We start from the raw sequence: 13,278 nt of genomic DNA on the forward strand, positions 1-13,278 counted from the left end.
AAATCTAATTTTGGTTGAGTTTATTGGGTTAACGCCCGATTAATGCCCAGTTAACCTCAGCTTAGTGCCTGATTAACTAGTTTAGCTAAATGCGCAGGTAAAGTCATATTTAATGCGATATCATGGGCTTTTTCCGACATTTTTCGCCAAGTTTTTTGTAAAATGCTGATGACTTTTTCATCACTATGTTTTGCGGCAAATGGTTCGAAGTAGTGTTGTAGAAAAACTAGGCATGCTACGTCTTCAAGCGTTTGACTGTTTGCGTTGGTTTTCAGCTGTTCTTTACGAATAATTGCAGCGGTGCGCTCAGCATATTGTTCGCTATACCCGTGGCTTAACATAATATGCTTGGCAGTATCAGCGTGAAATTGTCCAAGTGCTTTACGCCATTTTAGGTAGCCTGCTTTGCCTGCTGGATATTCACTTCTAGCAATAGTCCAACGTTGTATGTGTTGAGCTCTTACCGCTATTTGTAGGAATTCATTCGCCTCAGGCCAGTGTGCAGCTAAACAGGCGCTCATACGTTGACCGTAAATCAGTTCTTTGGCAACGAGTTCTCCATTGAAGTTTTCCTTGTTGGGATCATTACTGTTTAGAGCATCAATTTTTGCTAGTACGTTTTCCAGCTTCATTATCAATCACTTGCCAATATATTAGTTGCTTTGTTTTATCATACGATGATTGAGGGCTTTGTCGAAAGAGAAAATATCAAAAGTTTTACTGGTTTTTATCCGATGTTTGCTTGTTGTTATTCAAGTGCTTGGGTATAATGCTGCCCCGTCCTGCTATACTTGAATTTTTGATCAAATTGTTCAAGTTTGGCCAATTTCCAAACTTCCTTATTTCTGGGTTTAACATGACAACAAGATATATTTTTGTGACGGGCGGCGTTGTTTCGTCGTTAGGTAAAGGGATTGCAGCTGCGTCGTTAGCCGCTATTCTAGAAGCACGTGGTTTGAAAGTCACTATGCTTAAACTTGATCCTTATATTAATGTTGACCCAGGCACGATGAGCCCTATTCAGCATGGTGAAGTATTCGTTACCGAAGATGGTGCCGAAACCGATCTAGACTTAGGTCACTATGAGCGCTTTATTCGTACCAAAATGACTAAGCGTAATAACTTTACTACTGGTCGAATCTACCAAGATATTCTTGCGCGTGAGCGTAAAGGGGAATTCTTAGGCGCAACCATTCAGGTGATTCCTCATATTACTAATGACATCAAACGTCGCGTAATTGAAGGTGCTGAAGGTTATGATATTGCCATGGTGGAAATTGGTGGCACGGTAGGTGATATTGAATCACAACCATTCTTAGAAGCTATTCGTCAGTTAGGTGTTGAACTTGGTCGCGATCGCGCGATGTTTATGCATTTAACGTTAGTTCCTTACTTAGCGCCATCGGGCGAAATTAAAACTAAGCCAACTCAACACTCAGTTAAAGAATTACGCTCTATTGGTATTTTCCCAGATATTTTAGTATGTCGTAGTGAAAACGCGATCCCAGCTAATGAGCGCGCGAAAATCGCGTTATTCTGTAATGTTGAAGAAAAAGCCGTTGTTTCAATGCGCGATGTTGATAGCATTTACAAAATTCCAGCATTACTTAAATCTCAAGGCACCGATGAAATCATTTGTAAGCGTTTTGGTTTAGATGTACCTGAAGCAGATTTATCAGAATGGGAAAAAGTACTATACCAAGAAGCAAATCCAAAAGATGAGCTAACCATTGGTATGGTTGGCAAATATATTGAATTAACTGACGCTTATAAGTCTGTTAATGAAGCATTAAAACATGCTGGTTTGAAAAACCAAGTAACCATTAACATCAAGTATATTGATTCACAAGCAATTGAAGTCAAAGGTGTTGAATTACTCGAAGAGCTTGATGCGATCTTAGTACCGGGTGGCTTTGGTGAACGCGGTGTTGAAGGTAAAATTTTAGCGGCGCAATATGCTCGAGAAAACAAAGTACCGTATTTAGGTATTTGTTTAGGTATGCAAGTGGCGTTAATTGAATTTGCGCGCAATGTTGCCGGCCTTGAAGGCGCTCACTCGACCGAGTTTAACCCAGAGACACCATATCCAGTGGTGGGGCTAATTAATGAATGGTTAGACGAAGCTGGCCAAGTTGAAATGCGCTGTGAAAATTCTGATCTTGGCGGCACTATGCGTTTAGGCTCACAATTGTGTCACCTTGTGAAAGGTACCAAAGTCTGTGACGTATATGGCAGTGAAACCATTTATGAAAGACACCGTCACCGTTATGAGGTAAATAATAACTACCGAGATCAATTAAGCAAAGCAGGTTTAGTGTTCTCAGGTTTGTCTGCGGATAAAAAGTTAGTTGAGGTGATTGAAAATCAAGATCACCCTTGGTTTGTTGCTGGTCAGTTCCATCCAGAGTTTAATTCTACTCCACGCGATGGCCACCCATTGTTTGAAAGTTTTGTCGCGGCCGCGTATAACTTTCACAAACAACAAGACTAATCAATTAATGAAAACCGTAGCCTAGCTACGGTTTTTTGTTTGAAAATTTTGTTTATAAAAATTAAATGTGTGAACGGGCTTTTGAACAAGCCTAAGAGGAATAAAAATGTCAAACATTGCTAAAATCATTGCACGTGAAGTAATGGACTCACGTGGTAACCCTACTGTAGAAGCTGATGTTTACTTAGCTTCAGGTGCATGGGGCCGTGCTTGTGCGCCTTCTGGTGCCTCAACTGGTTCGCGTGAAGCGTTAGAATTACGTGACGGTGACAAGTCTCGCTACTTAGGTAAAGGCGTATTAAAAGCGGTTGCTGCGGTAAACGATGCGATCGCTCATGCACTTATCGGTAAAGATTCGTTAAACCAAGCTGAAATTGATCGAATCATGATCGATTTAGATGGTACTGAAAACAAAGAAAAATTTGGCGCTAACGCGATTTTAGCAGTGTCTTTAGCAAACGCTAAAGCGGCGGCAATGGAAAAGAAAGTACAATTATTTGAACACATTGCTGACTTAAACGGCACACCGGGTCAATATTCATTACCATTACCGATGATGAACATCTTAAACGGTGGTGAGCACGCTGATAACAATGTTGATATTCAAGAGTTTATGGTGCAACCCGTTGGCGCTCCTAGCTTTAAAGAAGCGTTACGTATGGGCGCTGAAATTTTCCATCAATTGAAAAAAGAATTGTCTGCCAAAGGTTTGAATACTGCTGTTGGTGATGAAGGTGGTTTTGCGCCAAATTTAGCATCAAATGAAGACGCATTAAAAGTGATTGAAACAGCTGTTGCCAACGCTGGTTACGAAATGAATAAAGACGTAACCTTAGCATTAGATTGTGCATCATCTGAGTTTTATAAAGATGGTGTTTACGACTTAAGCGGTGAAGGCAAGCAATTCGACTCAAAAGGCTTTGCTGAATATTTAGCTGAGTTATCAGCGAAATACCCAATTGTTTCGATTGAAGACGGTTTAGATGAGTCAGATTGGGATGGCTGGAAAGTATTAACCGATATGATTGGTGACAAAGTTCAATTAGTTGGTGATGACTTATTTGTTACTAACACTAAAATATTAACCCGTGGTATTGAGCAAGGTATTGGTAACTCTATCTTAATCAAGTTCAACCAAATTGGCTCATTAACTGAAACGTTAGCGGCAATTAAAATGGCTAAAGATGCGGGCTTTACCGCGGTTATCTCACACCGTAGTGGTGAAACTGAAGACGCTACAATCGCTGATCTAGCGGTTGGTACTGCTGCTGGCCAAATTAAAACCGGTTCACTTTGTCGTTCAGATCGCGTAGCTAAATATAACCAGTTATTGCGCATTGAAGAGTTCTTAGGCGACAAAGCAGTGTTTAATGGCCGTTCGGAAATTAAAGGTCAATAATCGGAACTTTTATTGCTAGTTAGCACTATAACTTCATCAGACGTACTCATTGGCATTTGCCAACTTTGTATTACACACTTGGTGCGGTTTTTTGTTCTAGTACTAACTAGCTTCAAAATTCACGATATTTTTTAAAAGTCGACATAGAGTCGGCTTTTTTTTGTTAACTTAAAACCACCTCCTATGGAGGTGGTGATCGTTAAGTCGGGGCTTTGTCCGTAAAGTGCTCATGTTAAATACTGACTTCGTTTGTAACCAGCAAATGAAGGAGTAAATAACATGAGCCGATATGAACAAGCTTCACACGTGTTCTATCGATGTCAGTATCACATCGTTTGGACGCCAAAGTACAGGTACAAAACCTTAACAGGTAAAGTAGGAAAATAGGTTTATAGGAGCATTTACGTTTTTTGCAATATGAAAAAGTGTCATGTTGTAGAATTGAATGTTCAAATAGATCATGTTCACTTACTTGTGAGGACACCACCGAGTTTAAGTGTTTCAGAATTAGTGGGTTTTATAAAGGATCGAATAGCCATAAGACTGTTTAATAAATTTCCCTATTTGAGAAAGAAGAAGCTGTGGGGTAGTCACTTTGGGCAAAGGGGTTACTTCGTTGACTCGGTAGGAGCTAATGAAGCCATAATTAAAAGGTATGTAAAATACCAAGATAAAGTGGCGAAAGAAGATGAAGAGCGGCAATTGTTGCTTGAAGTCGATAGAAATTAAAGCTCCCTTCTAGGGAGCCGTGTCAAAGCCACCTGCTATGCAGGTGGATTTTTACTGCTCGATTATTAGCGGTAACTATTGGTAATAACTTGGTGCTGAAATAAATTTCTTAACTGTTTGTTATGGATGCAATTATTTATCTAATCAATTATGCTTAATCTGTAATACCAATTGAATTAAATATTTGATTATTCAGCGAGAATTAAACGGCTTATAGGCAAGGCTTTGATTGCCGGTAATGGTTATTCCCTTATCAAAGTCAATAACGCAGCATATAAGCCGTTTAAACTCGCCCTACGGGAGCTCGTCAGAAAAGTGATAACTTTACAAATTGCCTTGATGGAGAATGACTACACCGGCATCAATTTGCTTTATTCTAACTTCTCTGACGAAACTCTGAATAGGTTAAAAATTTATTTCAATTGGTATAGGCAGTAAGTGGTTAAAAATTCTAACTAAAGCACATTAAATGACCGAGCAAGCTTCCCTGTGGCAAAATCCTCAGCAATCAAATCAATTTGCTGAACTATGTAATGCGCTTTACGAGCGAGAATTACACTTGCTTGCTGGGCTGAAAACAAATGATGTGCGCTCTATTCAGGGTCGGTTACAAAGCCTAAGTTATTACGTGCAAAAAACTGCTCATGCCATGGTGAATGCTGAAACTCCGATGACGCTAGACAGCCAAAATGCTTCTTGGTCGACTAAACAAAGTCGCACTATGCCTTTGCAAGGGCAATCATTACCAGAAGTTGGGCAGTGGTACCAAACGAATGCTTTGGCGCGAGGTTTAGTCGTACCAGTGAAAGTGAATGAGCAAATTGTTTTAGACTGTATTGATCGAGTCGATGAAGCAAAACAGCGCTTTCGCACTAATATTTATGGCTGGTTTAATCAGGAAAGCTTAGCCCAAGCGGATATTCAGCTATTAAAACCTACCAAGAAAGTCATGATGGCTGGCTGCGCCGGCCATTGTTGGCGAAATAATGCGCCATGTCGACCTGTTATTCCAAGTCTGCGAGAGTTATTACTGTCTTGCTCCATTAATTGGCGTAATTTAAAAAAGCCATTGAAGATAATGACAGAAGCTGGCTAATCTCAATCAAACTAAGTAAATAATTTGATATTTCATAAGTTTCGATGGAATTATCGGCGAGTAGTACCATTATAGCCAGTTAAAGTGTTTACACTTGTTTCACGCCTCTTATAATAGCTAACAATTATCTTCTCATTTATATTGGCTGGGCATTAGCAATTCATGCGAATTATTACCGCAATTCTGCTGATCTTTATTGTTGTTTTGCAGCACCGCTTGTGGTTTGGCAAAAACAGCATTCCTGATTATCTGGAATTAAAAGAAGAAGTCGCTCGCCAACAAGCCGATAACAATAATAATCGCCAGCGCAATAAATTGCTTTACGCAGATACTGATGATTTAAAATCAGGGGTTGAGGCCATCGAAGAACGTGCCAGAAATGAGTTGGGCATGATCAAACCAAATGAAACGTTTTTTCGCATCGTACCAGCCGACAAAAAGCGAGATGATAGAAATTGATAAATCATCATATCTTACGCTTAAGCCAAGAACATCAAGGTGCCATTTCCTAGTATGCAATCACCATTAACAGCTGTAACTGCCATAGTCCCCGCCGCAGGAGTAGGCAAACGTATGCAAAGTGCTTGTCCAAAGCAATATTTGTCATTGCTGGGGCAAACCGTGCTTGAACACACAGTCAATAAGCTGTTGGCAAGTGATTATATTGAACGTGTCGTTGTGGCGATTAGCCATGAAGATGAATATTACGCTCAAACATCATTGGCAAATCATCCGCAAGTAGTAACCGTTTTTGGCGGTAAAGAACGTGTTGATTCAGTTTATGCTGGCTTGGCATTATGTCAGCCGAATTCTTGGGTGTTAGTGCATGATGCGGCGCGCCCTTGTGTATTAGTTGCAGATATAGAACGATTAATAACCCAATGCCAAACCAATAACATTGGTGGTTTATTAGCGGCAAAAGTTAAAGACACCATGAAACGTGGCTTTGTAAATAAGGTGACACAAGATAACCATGTTCAGCAGACGGTCGCTCGTGAACAGCTTTGGCATGCCTTAACACCACAAATGTACCGCGCTGGCGAATTAGCTCAGGCGATAGAGTCCGGCCTTAAACATGGGGTTAATATCACCGATGAATCGTCAGCAATTGAAGCTATCGGCTTACCTAGCATGTTAGTCGAGTCCAGTAGCGACAATATTAAAATTACTCAGCCGGAAGACTTAGCATTGGCTGAATTTATCTTATCTAAACAACAGGAAATCTCATGAGAATAGGCCACGGTTTTGATGTTCATAAATTTGGCGGTGAAGGCCCAATTGTCTTGGCTGGCGTTAAAATTCCTTATGAGCAGGGCTTTATCGCACATTCTGATGGTGATGTTGCTATTCATGCATTATGTGACGCCATTTTAGGGGCGCTGTGTTTAGCAGATATTGGTAACCACTTTCCTGATACTGATAGCGATTTTGAAAATATCGATTCACGCATTTTGCTAAGACATGTCGTTGGCTTAATGCAGGGTAAAGGTTATCAACTTGGCAATGCCGATATAACCATAGTGGCTCAAGCGCCGAAAATGGCACCTCACCTTGTTGAAATGCGATCAATACTCGCCCAAGACTTAAATGCCGAATTTGACCAAGTCAATGTCAAAGCAACGACTACTGAAAAATTAGGTTTTGTTGGTGAAAAACAAGGCATCGCCGTTCATGCAGTTGTGCTGTTGTTAAAGGTGTGATGTGAGTAAATTTAAGCCATACCAGTCTTTACCTTATTTAAACGGTAAACCAGAAATTACCGGTGACTTAAGAACTTTTCATCAAGACTTTAAGGTCTTTGAAATTTTGCCGTTTGCGCCAACAGGTGAAGGTGAGCATTTATTGATTCACCTAGAAAAGACTGGACAAAATACCGTTCAGGTTGCCAGAAGTTTAGCCAAATACTTTAAAGTCAAAGACTCACTAGTCAGTTATGCTGGGCTTAAAGATCGTCATGCGGTTACTCAGCAGTGGTTTGGTGTACATTTACCCGGTAAGCAAGAATATGACCTGTCGGATTTAGCCATTGATGGTGTTAAGGTACTGCAAGTTAGTCGCCACAACAAAAAACTTAAAACTGGCGCGTTGTTAGGTAATCGATTTGAGTTGACCTTACGCAAGGTCAGTAATGTCGACGCCTTGATTGAAGGCTTTGAAAAAACAGCACAAACTGGCGTGCCGAATTATTTTGGTGAGCAGCGTTTTGGCTTTAATGGCAACAATTTAGTGCGGGCCTTGGCCATGTTTAACGGTCAAAAGATTAAAGACAAGAAGAAACGCGGCTTATATTTATCGGCCGCTCGTTCTTATATTTTCAATCAAATGATTGCTTGTCGTATAAAGCAACAATACTTTGCCACTGCACTTTGTGGTGATGTTTTTATGCTGGCTGAAACAAATTCTGTGTTTAGGGAAAATGAACCCAATACCGACATTAGCGAGCGATTAAGCGCCAGACAAATAGATATTACTGCGCCGATGTGGGGGGCAGGGGAGTTAATGACTCAGCTTGAAGCCAATGCATTAGAAACATCGGTAGCGCAGGAAAGCCCTGAACTATGTGATGGTTTAGCAAACTTTGGCTTAAAACAAGAGCGCCGCCGAATACGATTAAATTTGGTAAATGGTAGGGCTGAAAAACTTGATGACAGCAGTGTTAAGTTATCGTTTATATTATCTGCGGGTAGTTACGCTACGGCAATTTTGCGTGAGCTAATTGATTATACCGATGTATCAGAGCAGTTTAGACCAGAAAACTAAGAGAAGTAGACAAAACATCATGATGAGAATTTTATTAAGTAACGATGATGGTGTGCATGCGCCTGGTATCAAAGTGCTTTATCAAGAGTTAAGCAAGTTTGCTGATGTGACTTTGGTTGCCCCCGATCGAAACTGCAGTGGCGCTAGTAATTCTCTGACACTATTGAACCCTTTACGAGCACAAGTGCTGGAAAACGGTTTTATTTCGGTAAATGGTACGCCAACTGACTCGGTACATTTAGCCATCAGCCAATTAATGAGCCCATTACCTGATTTAGTGGTAGCAGGCATCAATCATGGGGCCAATTTAGGTGATGATACCTTGTATTCAGGAACCGTGGCAGCAGCAACAGAAGGGCGTCATATGGGCTTACCAGCGGTTGCGGTGTCATTGGTTGGTAAAGAAGAAAACTATTATCAAACTGCTGCGGTAATCACGGCTAAGATTATTCAGCGCCTGAAACAACATCCGTTACCTGCTGATCAAATTCTAAATGTTAACGTTCCTGATGTGCCACTTGATGAAATTCAAGGTATTAAAGTCACCCGTTTAGGTCATCGTCACAAAGCGGAAACCATGAAGCGAGTGACGGACCCTTGGGGGCGAGATATTTTTTGGTACGGTTCATTGGGTAAAGAGTTGGACTCAGGTGAGGGTACCGACTTTAATGCAATAGCCAATAATTATGTGTCGGTAACGCCGTTAACCGTCGATATGACGGCCTATAACAGTATGCAGCAAATGACAGAATGGATGAGTGATGTAACGATATGAATGTCAAAGTAGGAAGTCGTATTGGCGGAAAATCAAGCCGTAGTGGTGAAATTCTCGCTCAAAAGCTGGTAAATGAAGGGATCACTGATAAGCGTGTATTGACGGCGATATCCCAATCGCCGAGACATATTTTTGTGCCAGAAATATTAGCGCATAAAGCATATGACAATACCGCACTGCCTATAGGTCAAGGGCAGACAATTTCTCAGCCCTATATTGTCGCGAAGATGTCAGAATTGATTTTGGCAAGCGGTGTTCCTGCATCAATTTTAGAAATAGGTACGGGGTCTGGCTATCAAACTTCAATTTTGGCGCAACTAGTCCCTCAGGTATTCTCGGTCGAGCGCATTAAGTCTTTGCAATTTCAAGCGAGTAGACGTTTACGAGCGATGGACTTACATAATGTTTCAATGAAACATGGTGACGGCTGGCAAGGCTGGAAAAGTAAAGGGCCTTTTGAAGCGATAATAGTAACAGCTGCACCAAGTTCAGTGCCGCAAGCCCTGCTGGAACAACTAGCTGATGGTGGCAGAATGGTGATTCCTGTTGGCCAAGAAGCGCAAGTTTTGAAGTTAATAACTCGAGAAGGTGATGACTTTCACGAGCGTCAAATTGAAGCGGTACGCTTTGTGCCTTTGGTTCCAGGTGAATTACTGTGAAAATTTTTACCAAAATTTACGACTGGACATTGAAGTGGGCAGAGCATAAGTTTGCGCCGCGAGTATTAGCTTTTTTAACCTTTGCTGAGTCAGTGTTTTACCCTATTCCGCCTGATGTTTTGTTAGCACCAATGGTATTGGCTAAGCCCGATAAAGCATGGCGTTACGCGGCAATAACAACAATTGCTTCTGTTGTTGGTGGTGTCGTTGGCTATTTGCTTGGCTATTTTATGTTTGATGCTTGGGTGCAACCAATTATTACGGAAGTGGGCTATCAAGATAAACTTGATCATGCCATTAGTTGGTTTGAACAGTGGGGCATTTGGGTCGTCTTTTTAGCAGGCTTTACACCAATTCCTTATAAAGTGTTCACCATTAGCGCCGGTTTCTTACAGATGTTGTTTATCCCGTTTTTAATTGCTTCATTTGTCGGTCGTGGTTTGCGGTTTTATTTAGTCGCAGGATTAATGCAATGGGGCGGTCAGTCGATGCAAGATAAATTACGTCAGTGGATAGATGTTATTGGTTGGGCAATGGTAATATTGATTGTGCTTGCTTATCTCATCTATCAAGCCTAAATCTAATTCACGAATAAATATGCAGTTTAATTTTTTGGAGAATACAGCTTAACCAGGATGTTTTATCGTCAATTAATCGTTATTTTCATATCAAGTTTATTACTCATTGGCTGTAGTGGCAGACATACTCCTGCCCCCGTTGTTGAGTCAAATGCCACGGTTTCGGTCGACAGCCGCACTATAGCGAGCATCCATTCAGATACTTATGTGGTGAAAAAAGGTGAAACCTTATATTCGATCGCTTGGCGATCAAGCAGTGATATTCGCACCTTAGCTGCTAACAATAATTTAACACCTCCTTATCGAATTTTTCCTGGTCAAAAATTGATCATTAATAAAAAGTTGACCAAAGCGAGTAGTAGCAAGACTTCTACTAAAAAATCGAATAATAACTCTGGTACAACCTCTACAAATCGTCATAAAAAAGCTATTGCATCGAGTAAAAAGCAGGAGTATGGTGGAGTTGTAAGTGGGCATAAAACAAGCAAAAAGCCCACTGGCACTGGCGATAGCTTCTCGCAAAAAATAGCGAAGTGGTTATGGCCAGCCAAGGGAAAAGTAATCGCATCTTTTTCTACGGCACCCCAAGGAAACAAAGGGATTGATATCGCTGGTCGACGCGGAGATAGCGTTAAAGCGGCTGCAGATGGCAAAGTAGTTTATGCCGGAAGTGCATTAAGAGGTTATGGAAAATTAGTTATTGTAAAACACAATGATGATTACCTTAGCGCTTATGCACATAATGACCATATTTTGGTTCAAGAGCAGCAGTCGGTTAAAGCTGGTGATGTGATAGCTAAGATGGGAGACACTGACGCGAAAAGAGTCATGCTTCATTTTGAAGTTCGCTTTCGTGGAAAGTCGGTGAATCCTCTGAAGTACTTACCTAAACAATAAATACAATAAGAATAATAATGGAGTTAATGTGAATAAGTAGTCAATCTGTAAAACTTAGCACACGCTAGTTGATGGGAGAAGTGTTATGGGCTTAGATAAAGAAATCGGCGCAGTTGGCGTTGAAGATAATGCAATGGAATCGTCAGTAAAAACTCAGGAAGAGTTTACCGCAAGCCTAGATGCAACACAGTTGTATTTAAGTGAAATTGGTTTTTCTCCATTACTTTCAGCAGAAGAAGAAGTGTATTTTTCGCGATTGTCATTAAAAGGCGATGAAAAAGCACGAAAACGCATGATTGAAAGTAATTTAAGATTAGTGGTTAAGATTGCACGGCGATATAACAATCGCGGACTACCATTATTAGACTTAATTGAAGAGGGCAATTTAGGATTGATCAGAGCTGTAGAAAAGTTCGATCCTGAACGTGGCTTCCGATTCTCTACTTACGCAACTTGGTGGATTCGTCAAACGATTGAACGAGCGATTATGAACCAGACGCGTACTATTCGTTTACCTATTCATGTCGTTAAAGAATTAAATATCTACTTGCGTGCAGCAAGAGATTTAGTGCAGAAACTTGATCATGAGCCCACCGCAGAAGAAATAGCTGCAGCACTTGATAAACCGGTTGCAGATGTTAGCAAAATGCTAAGGCTGAATGAGCGAATTACTTCTGTAGATACGCCATTTGGTGGTGAGTCAGATAAGGCATTATTAGACGTAATTCCGGATGAAAAAGGCTCAGGACCAGAGAGCGACCTGCAAACCAGTGACTTAAATAACAATATTGTAGAGTGGCTTGGTGAATTAAATAGCAAGCAGCGCGAAGTGTTAGCGCGCCGATTTGGGCTTATGGGCTATGAAGCGGCAACTTTAGAAGATGTTGGTATGGAAATAGGCTTAACTCGAGAGCGTGTACGTCAAATTCAAGTTGAAGCGTTGAAACGACTGCGCGATATTTTGAGTCAACAAAACTTATCTATAGAGGCTATTTTTCAAGAATAATAAGCTTGAGAAATCGCAAGTAATTGAGGGCTATGCCTTTAAGCGACGTGAGAGCAGAAGTAAAAAAAACGCCAGCAATTGCTGGCGTTTTTTTTATGGGTAAATTCTTTTAGCAGCAATTGCTGGCTTTATTTTTTGAGGCAAGTGCTTTTATTGGTAAAGCCACTTAGCAGGAATTACTTGATTTGTAATAACTTCTACGTCTTCTATCAACATTTGTTGAATCAATTAACTTAGCCAAAAATAATTTAAACTTAAAAATACCGCTCCCCAGATAGCTAAAGGGAGAAGGCTAGATTTAAATTTTAATTTATGCTCAGGTGCTTCAGTTGATTTACCCGTGATAAATATCGCCTTAATGACGTTATCGGCCTTTAAGCTATGTACTACTGCCGCAATAATATGCAGTGCAATCAACCCCAATAAAACATTAAAGTTTGTATGGTGTAAGCTATCCATGGTTTCGGCAAAGTTTTCGCTTAACCAATAGATTAACGGGCCTTCTGCTAGCACATCGTCTGTGGCAAATAATCCGGAAAATAGTTGCAGTCCTAGCGTTATTATTAGCGCTAAAACCATATAGCCAGCTAGTGGATTATGGCCAGTGTGTGGCTGGTGTGGCCTTTTTAACCATTGCCAAGCAGTTATTGGTGATTTTAGGAAATGGCTAAACTTTGATGTGTCGCTGCCAACTAAGCCCCAAATAATTCTGGCAATAAATAAGCTCAACATTAGGTAGCCACACAGAAAGTGTAAGTCGAAGTCTCCTTGTTCACCGCTATACCATAAAATAGCCAGCAAAATTAGCTGGCTAAAATGATAAATGCGCGTGAATAAATCCCAGATACGATGATTTTTCATAGCAATAGATGATTAAATTATCTTAGT

Annotated in this window: 14 protein-coding genes and 1 pseudogene; 13 read left to right on the top strand and 2 right to left on the bottom strand. The window is 40.7% G+C overall.

The features are described from left to right. Positions 1–56 precede the first annotated feature (56 nt). Positions 57–632 (bottom strand): DUF4202 domain-containing protein, encoded by a 576-nt coding sequence (locus ACOB82_RS05635; RefSeq protein ID WP_448211968.1) that lies wholly within the window; start codon positions 630–632, stop codon positions 57–59. A gap of 224 nt (positions 633–856) precedes the next feature. Between ACOB82_RS05635 and ACOB82_RS05640 the strand changes: the two genes are divergently transcribed. The 13 genes and pseudogenes from ACOB82_RS05640 to rpoS all read left to right on the top strand — a co-directional run bounded on the left by ACOB82_RS05640 (position 857) and on the right by rpoS (position 12,390). Further along, positions 857–2,491: a CTP synthase gene (locus ACOB82_RS05640; protein WP_448211969.1), complete on the top strand. Its 1,635-nt coding sequence runs from the start codon at positions 857–859 to the stop codon at positions 2,489–2,491. A 106-nt stretch (positions 2,492–2,597) separates the two neighbouring features. Next, entirely contained in the window at positions 2,598–3,890 is a 1,293-nt protein-coding gene (eno, locus tag ACOB82_RS05645; protein ID WP_448211970.1) for a phosphopyruvate hydratase, read from the top strand. A gap of 279 nt (positions 3,891–4,169) precedes the next feature. Next, positions 4,170–4,619, top strand: a pseudogene (tnpA, locus tag ACOB82_RS05650) (IS200/IS605 family transposase). 469 nt (positions 4,620–5,088) lie between these two features. Next, on the top strand, positions 5,089–5,715 hold the full coding sequence (locus tag ACOB82_RS05655; protein WP_448211971.1) for a hypothetical protein: 627 nt from the start codon (positions 5,089–5,091) through the stop codon (positions 5,713–5,715). A 162-nt stretch (positions 5,716–5,877) separates the two neighbouring features. Then, positions 5,878–6,174: a cell division protein FtsB gene (ftsB, locus tag ACOB82_RS05660; protein ID WP_448211972.1), complete on the top strand. Its 297-nt coding sequence runs from the start codon at positions 5,878–5,880 to the stop codon at positions 6,172–6,174. Between the two features lie 54 nt (positions 6,175–6,228). After that, on the top strand, positions 6,229–6,945 hold the full coding sequence (gene ispD / locus ACOB82_RS05665) for a 2-C-methyl-D-erythritol 4-phosphate cytidylyltransferase (RefSeq protein ID WP_448211973.1): 717 nt from the start codon (positions 6,229–6,231) through the stop codon (positions 6,943–6,945). After that, positions 6,942–7,415, top strand: a complete 474-nt coding sequence (gene ispF, locus ACOB82_RS05670; RefSeq protein ID WP_448211974.1) for a 2-C-methyl-D-erythritol 2,4-cyclodiphosphate synthase — start codon at positions 6,942–6,944, stop codon at positions 7,413–7,415. The genes ispD and ispF overlap by 4 nt, the downstream gene beginning before the upstream one ends. A 1-nt stretch (position 7,416) precedes the next feature. After that, on the top strand, positions 7,417–8,475 hold the full coding sequence (gene truD, locus ACOB82_RS05675; RefSeq protein WP_448211975.1) for a tRNA pseudouridine(13) synthase TruD: 1,059 nt from the start codon (positions 7,417–7,419) through the stop codon (positions 8,473–8,475). 22 nt (positions 8,476–8,497) lie between these two features. Next, positions 8,498–9,250, top strand: coding sequence for a 5'/3'-nucleotidase SurE (gene surE / locus ACOB82_RS05680; protein WP_448212104.1), 753 nt, complete (start codon positions 8,498–8,500; stop codon positions 9,248–9,250). Further along, positions 9,247–9,909 carry a protein-L-isoaspartate(D-aspartate) O-methyltransferase gene (locus ACOB82_RS05685; protein ID WP_448211976.1) on the top strand — a complete coding sequence of 221 codons (663 nt, stop codon included), beginning with the start codon at positions 9,247–9,249 and terminating at the stop codon, positions 9,907–9,909. Before surE ends, ACOB82_RS05685 begins: the two co-directional genes overlap by 4 nt. Next, a complete protein-coding gene (locus ACOB82_RS05690; protein ID WP_448211977.1) occupies positions 9,906–10,487 on the top strand; it encodes a YqaA family protein in 582 nt (193 codons plus the stop codon). Before ACOB82_RS05685 ends, ACOB82_RS05690 begins: the two co-directional genes overlap by 4 nt. A 57-nt stretch (positions 10,488–10,544) precedes the next feature. Beyond that, positions 10,545–11,384, top strand: coding sequence for a peptidoglycan DD-metalloendopeptidase family protein (locus tag ACOB82_RS05695; protein ID WP_448211978.1), 840 nt, complete (start codon positions 10,545–10,547; stop codon positions 11,382–11,384). Between the two features lie 133 nt (positions 11,385–11,517). Next, positions 11,518–12,390, top strand: a complete 873-nt coding sequence (rpoS, locus tag ACOB82_RS05700; protein ID WP_448212105.1) for an RNA polymerase sigma factor RpoS — start codon at positions 11,518–11,520, stop codon at positions 12,388–12,390. Positions 12,391–12,618: 228 nt separating this feature from the next. On the opposite strand, the gene ACOB82_RS05705 is transcribed toward rpoS, so the two are convergent. Further along, positions 12,619–13,251 (bottom strand): cytochrome b/b6 domain-containing protein, encoded by a 633-nt coding sequence (locus ACOB82_RS05705; RefSeq protein WP_448211979.1) that lies wholly within the window; start codon positions 13,249–13,251, stop codon positions 12,619–12,621. Between the last annotated feature and the right edge of the window lie 27 nt (positions 13,252–13,278).

This window comes from Colwellia sp. MEBiC06753 (assembly GCF_053470325.1).

Coding starts and splice junctions, on each gene's coding strand:
- surE (WP_448212104.1), top strand. CDS start 8,498: ATGAGAATTTTATTAAGTAACGATGATGGTGTGCATGCGCCTGGTATC.
- ACOB82_RS05705 (WP_448211979.1), bottom strand. CDS start 13,251: ATGAAAAATCATCGTATCTGGGATTTATTCACGCGCATTTATCATTTT.
- ACOB82_RS05695 (WP_448211978.1), top strand. CDS start 10,545: ATGTTTTATCGTCAATTAATCGTTATTTTCATATCAAGTTTATTACTC.
- ACOB82_RS05655 (WP_448211971.1), top strand. CDS start 5,089: ATGACCGAGCAAGCTTCCCTGTGGCAAAATCCTCAGCAATCAAATCAA.
- ACOB82_RS05640 (WP_448211969.1), top strand. CDS start 857: ATGACAACAAGATATATTTTTGTGACGGGCGGCGTTGTTTCGTCGTTA.
- ispD (WP_448211973.1), top strand. CDS start 6,229: ATGCAATCACCATTAACAGCTGTAACTGCCATAGTCCCCGCCGCAGGA.
- rpoS (WP_448212105.1), top strand. CDS start 11,518: ATGGAATCGTCAGTAAAAACTCAGGAAGAGTTTACCGCAAGCCTAGAT.
- ACOB82_RS05685 (WP_448211976.1), top strand. CDS start 9,247: ATGAATGTCAAAGTAGGAAGTCGTATTGGCGGAAAATCAAGCCGTAGT.
- ftsB (WP_448211972.1), top strand. CDS start 5,878: ATGCGAATTATTACCGCAATTCTGCTGATCTTTATTGTTGTTTTGCAG.
- ACOB82_RS05635 (WP_448211968.1), bottom strand. CDS start 632: ATGAAGCTGGAAAACGTACTAGCAAAAATTGATGCTCTAAACAGTAAT.
- ispF (WP_448211974.1), top strand. CDS start 6,942: ATGAGAATAGGCCACGGTTTTGATGTTCATAAATTTGGCGGTGAAGGC.
- eno (WP_448211970.1), top strand. CDS start 2,598: ATGTCAAACATTGCTAAAATCATTGCACGTGAAGTAATGGACTCACGT.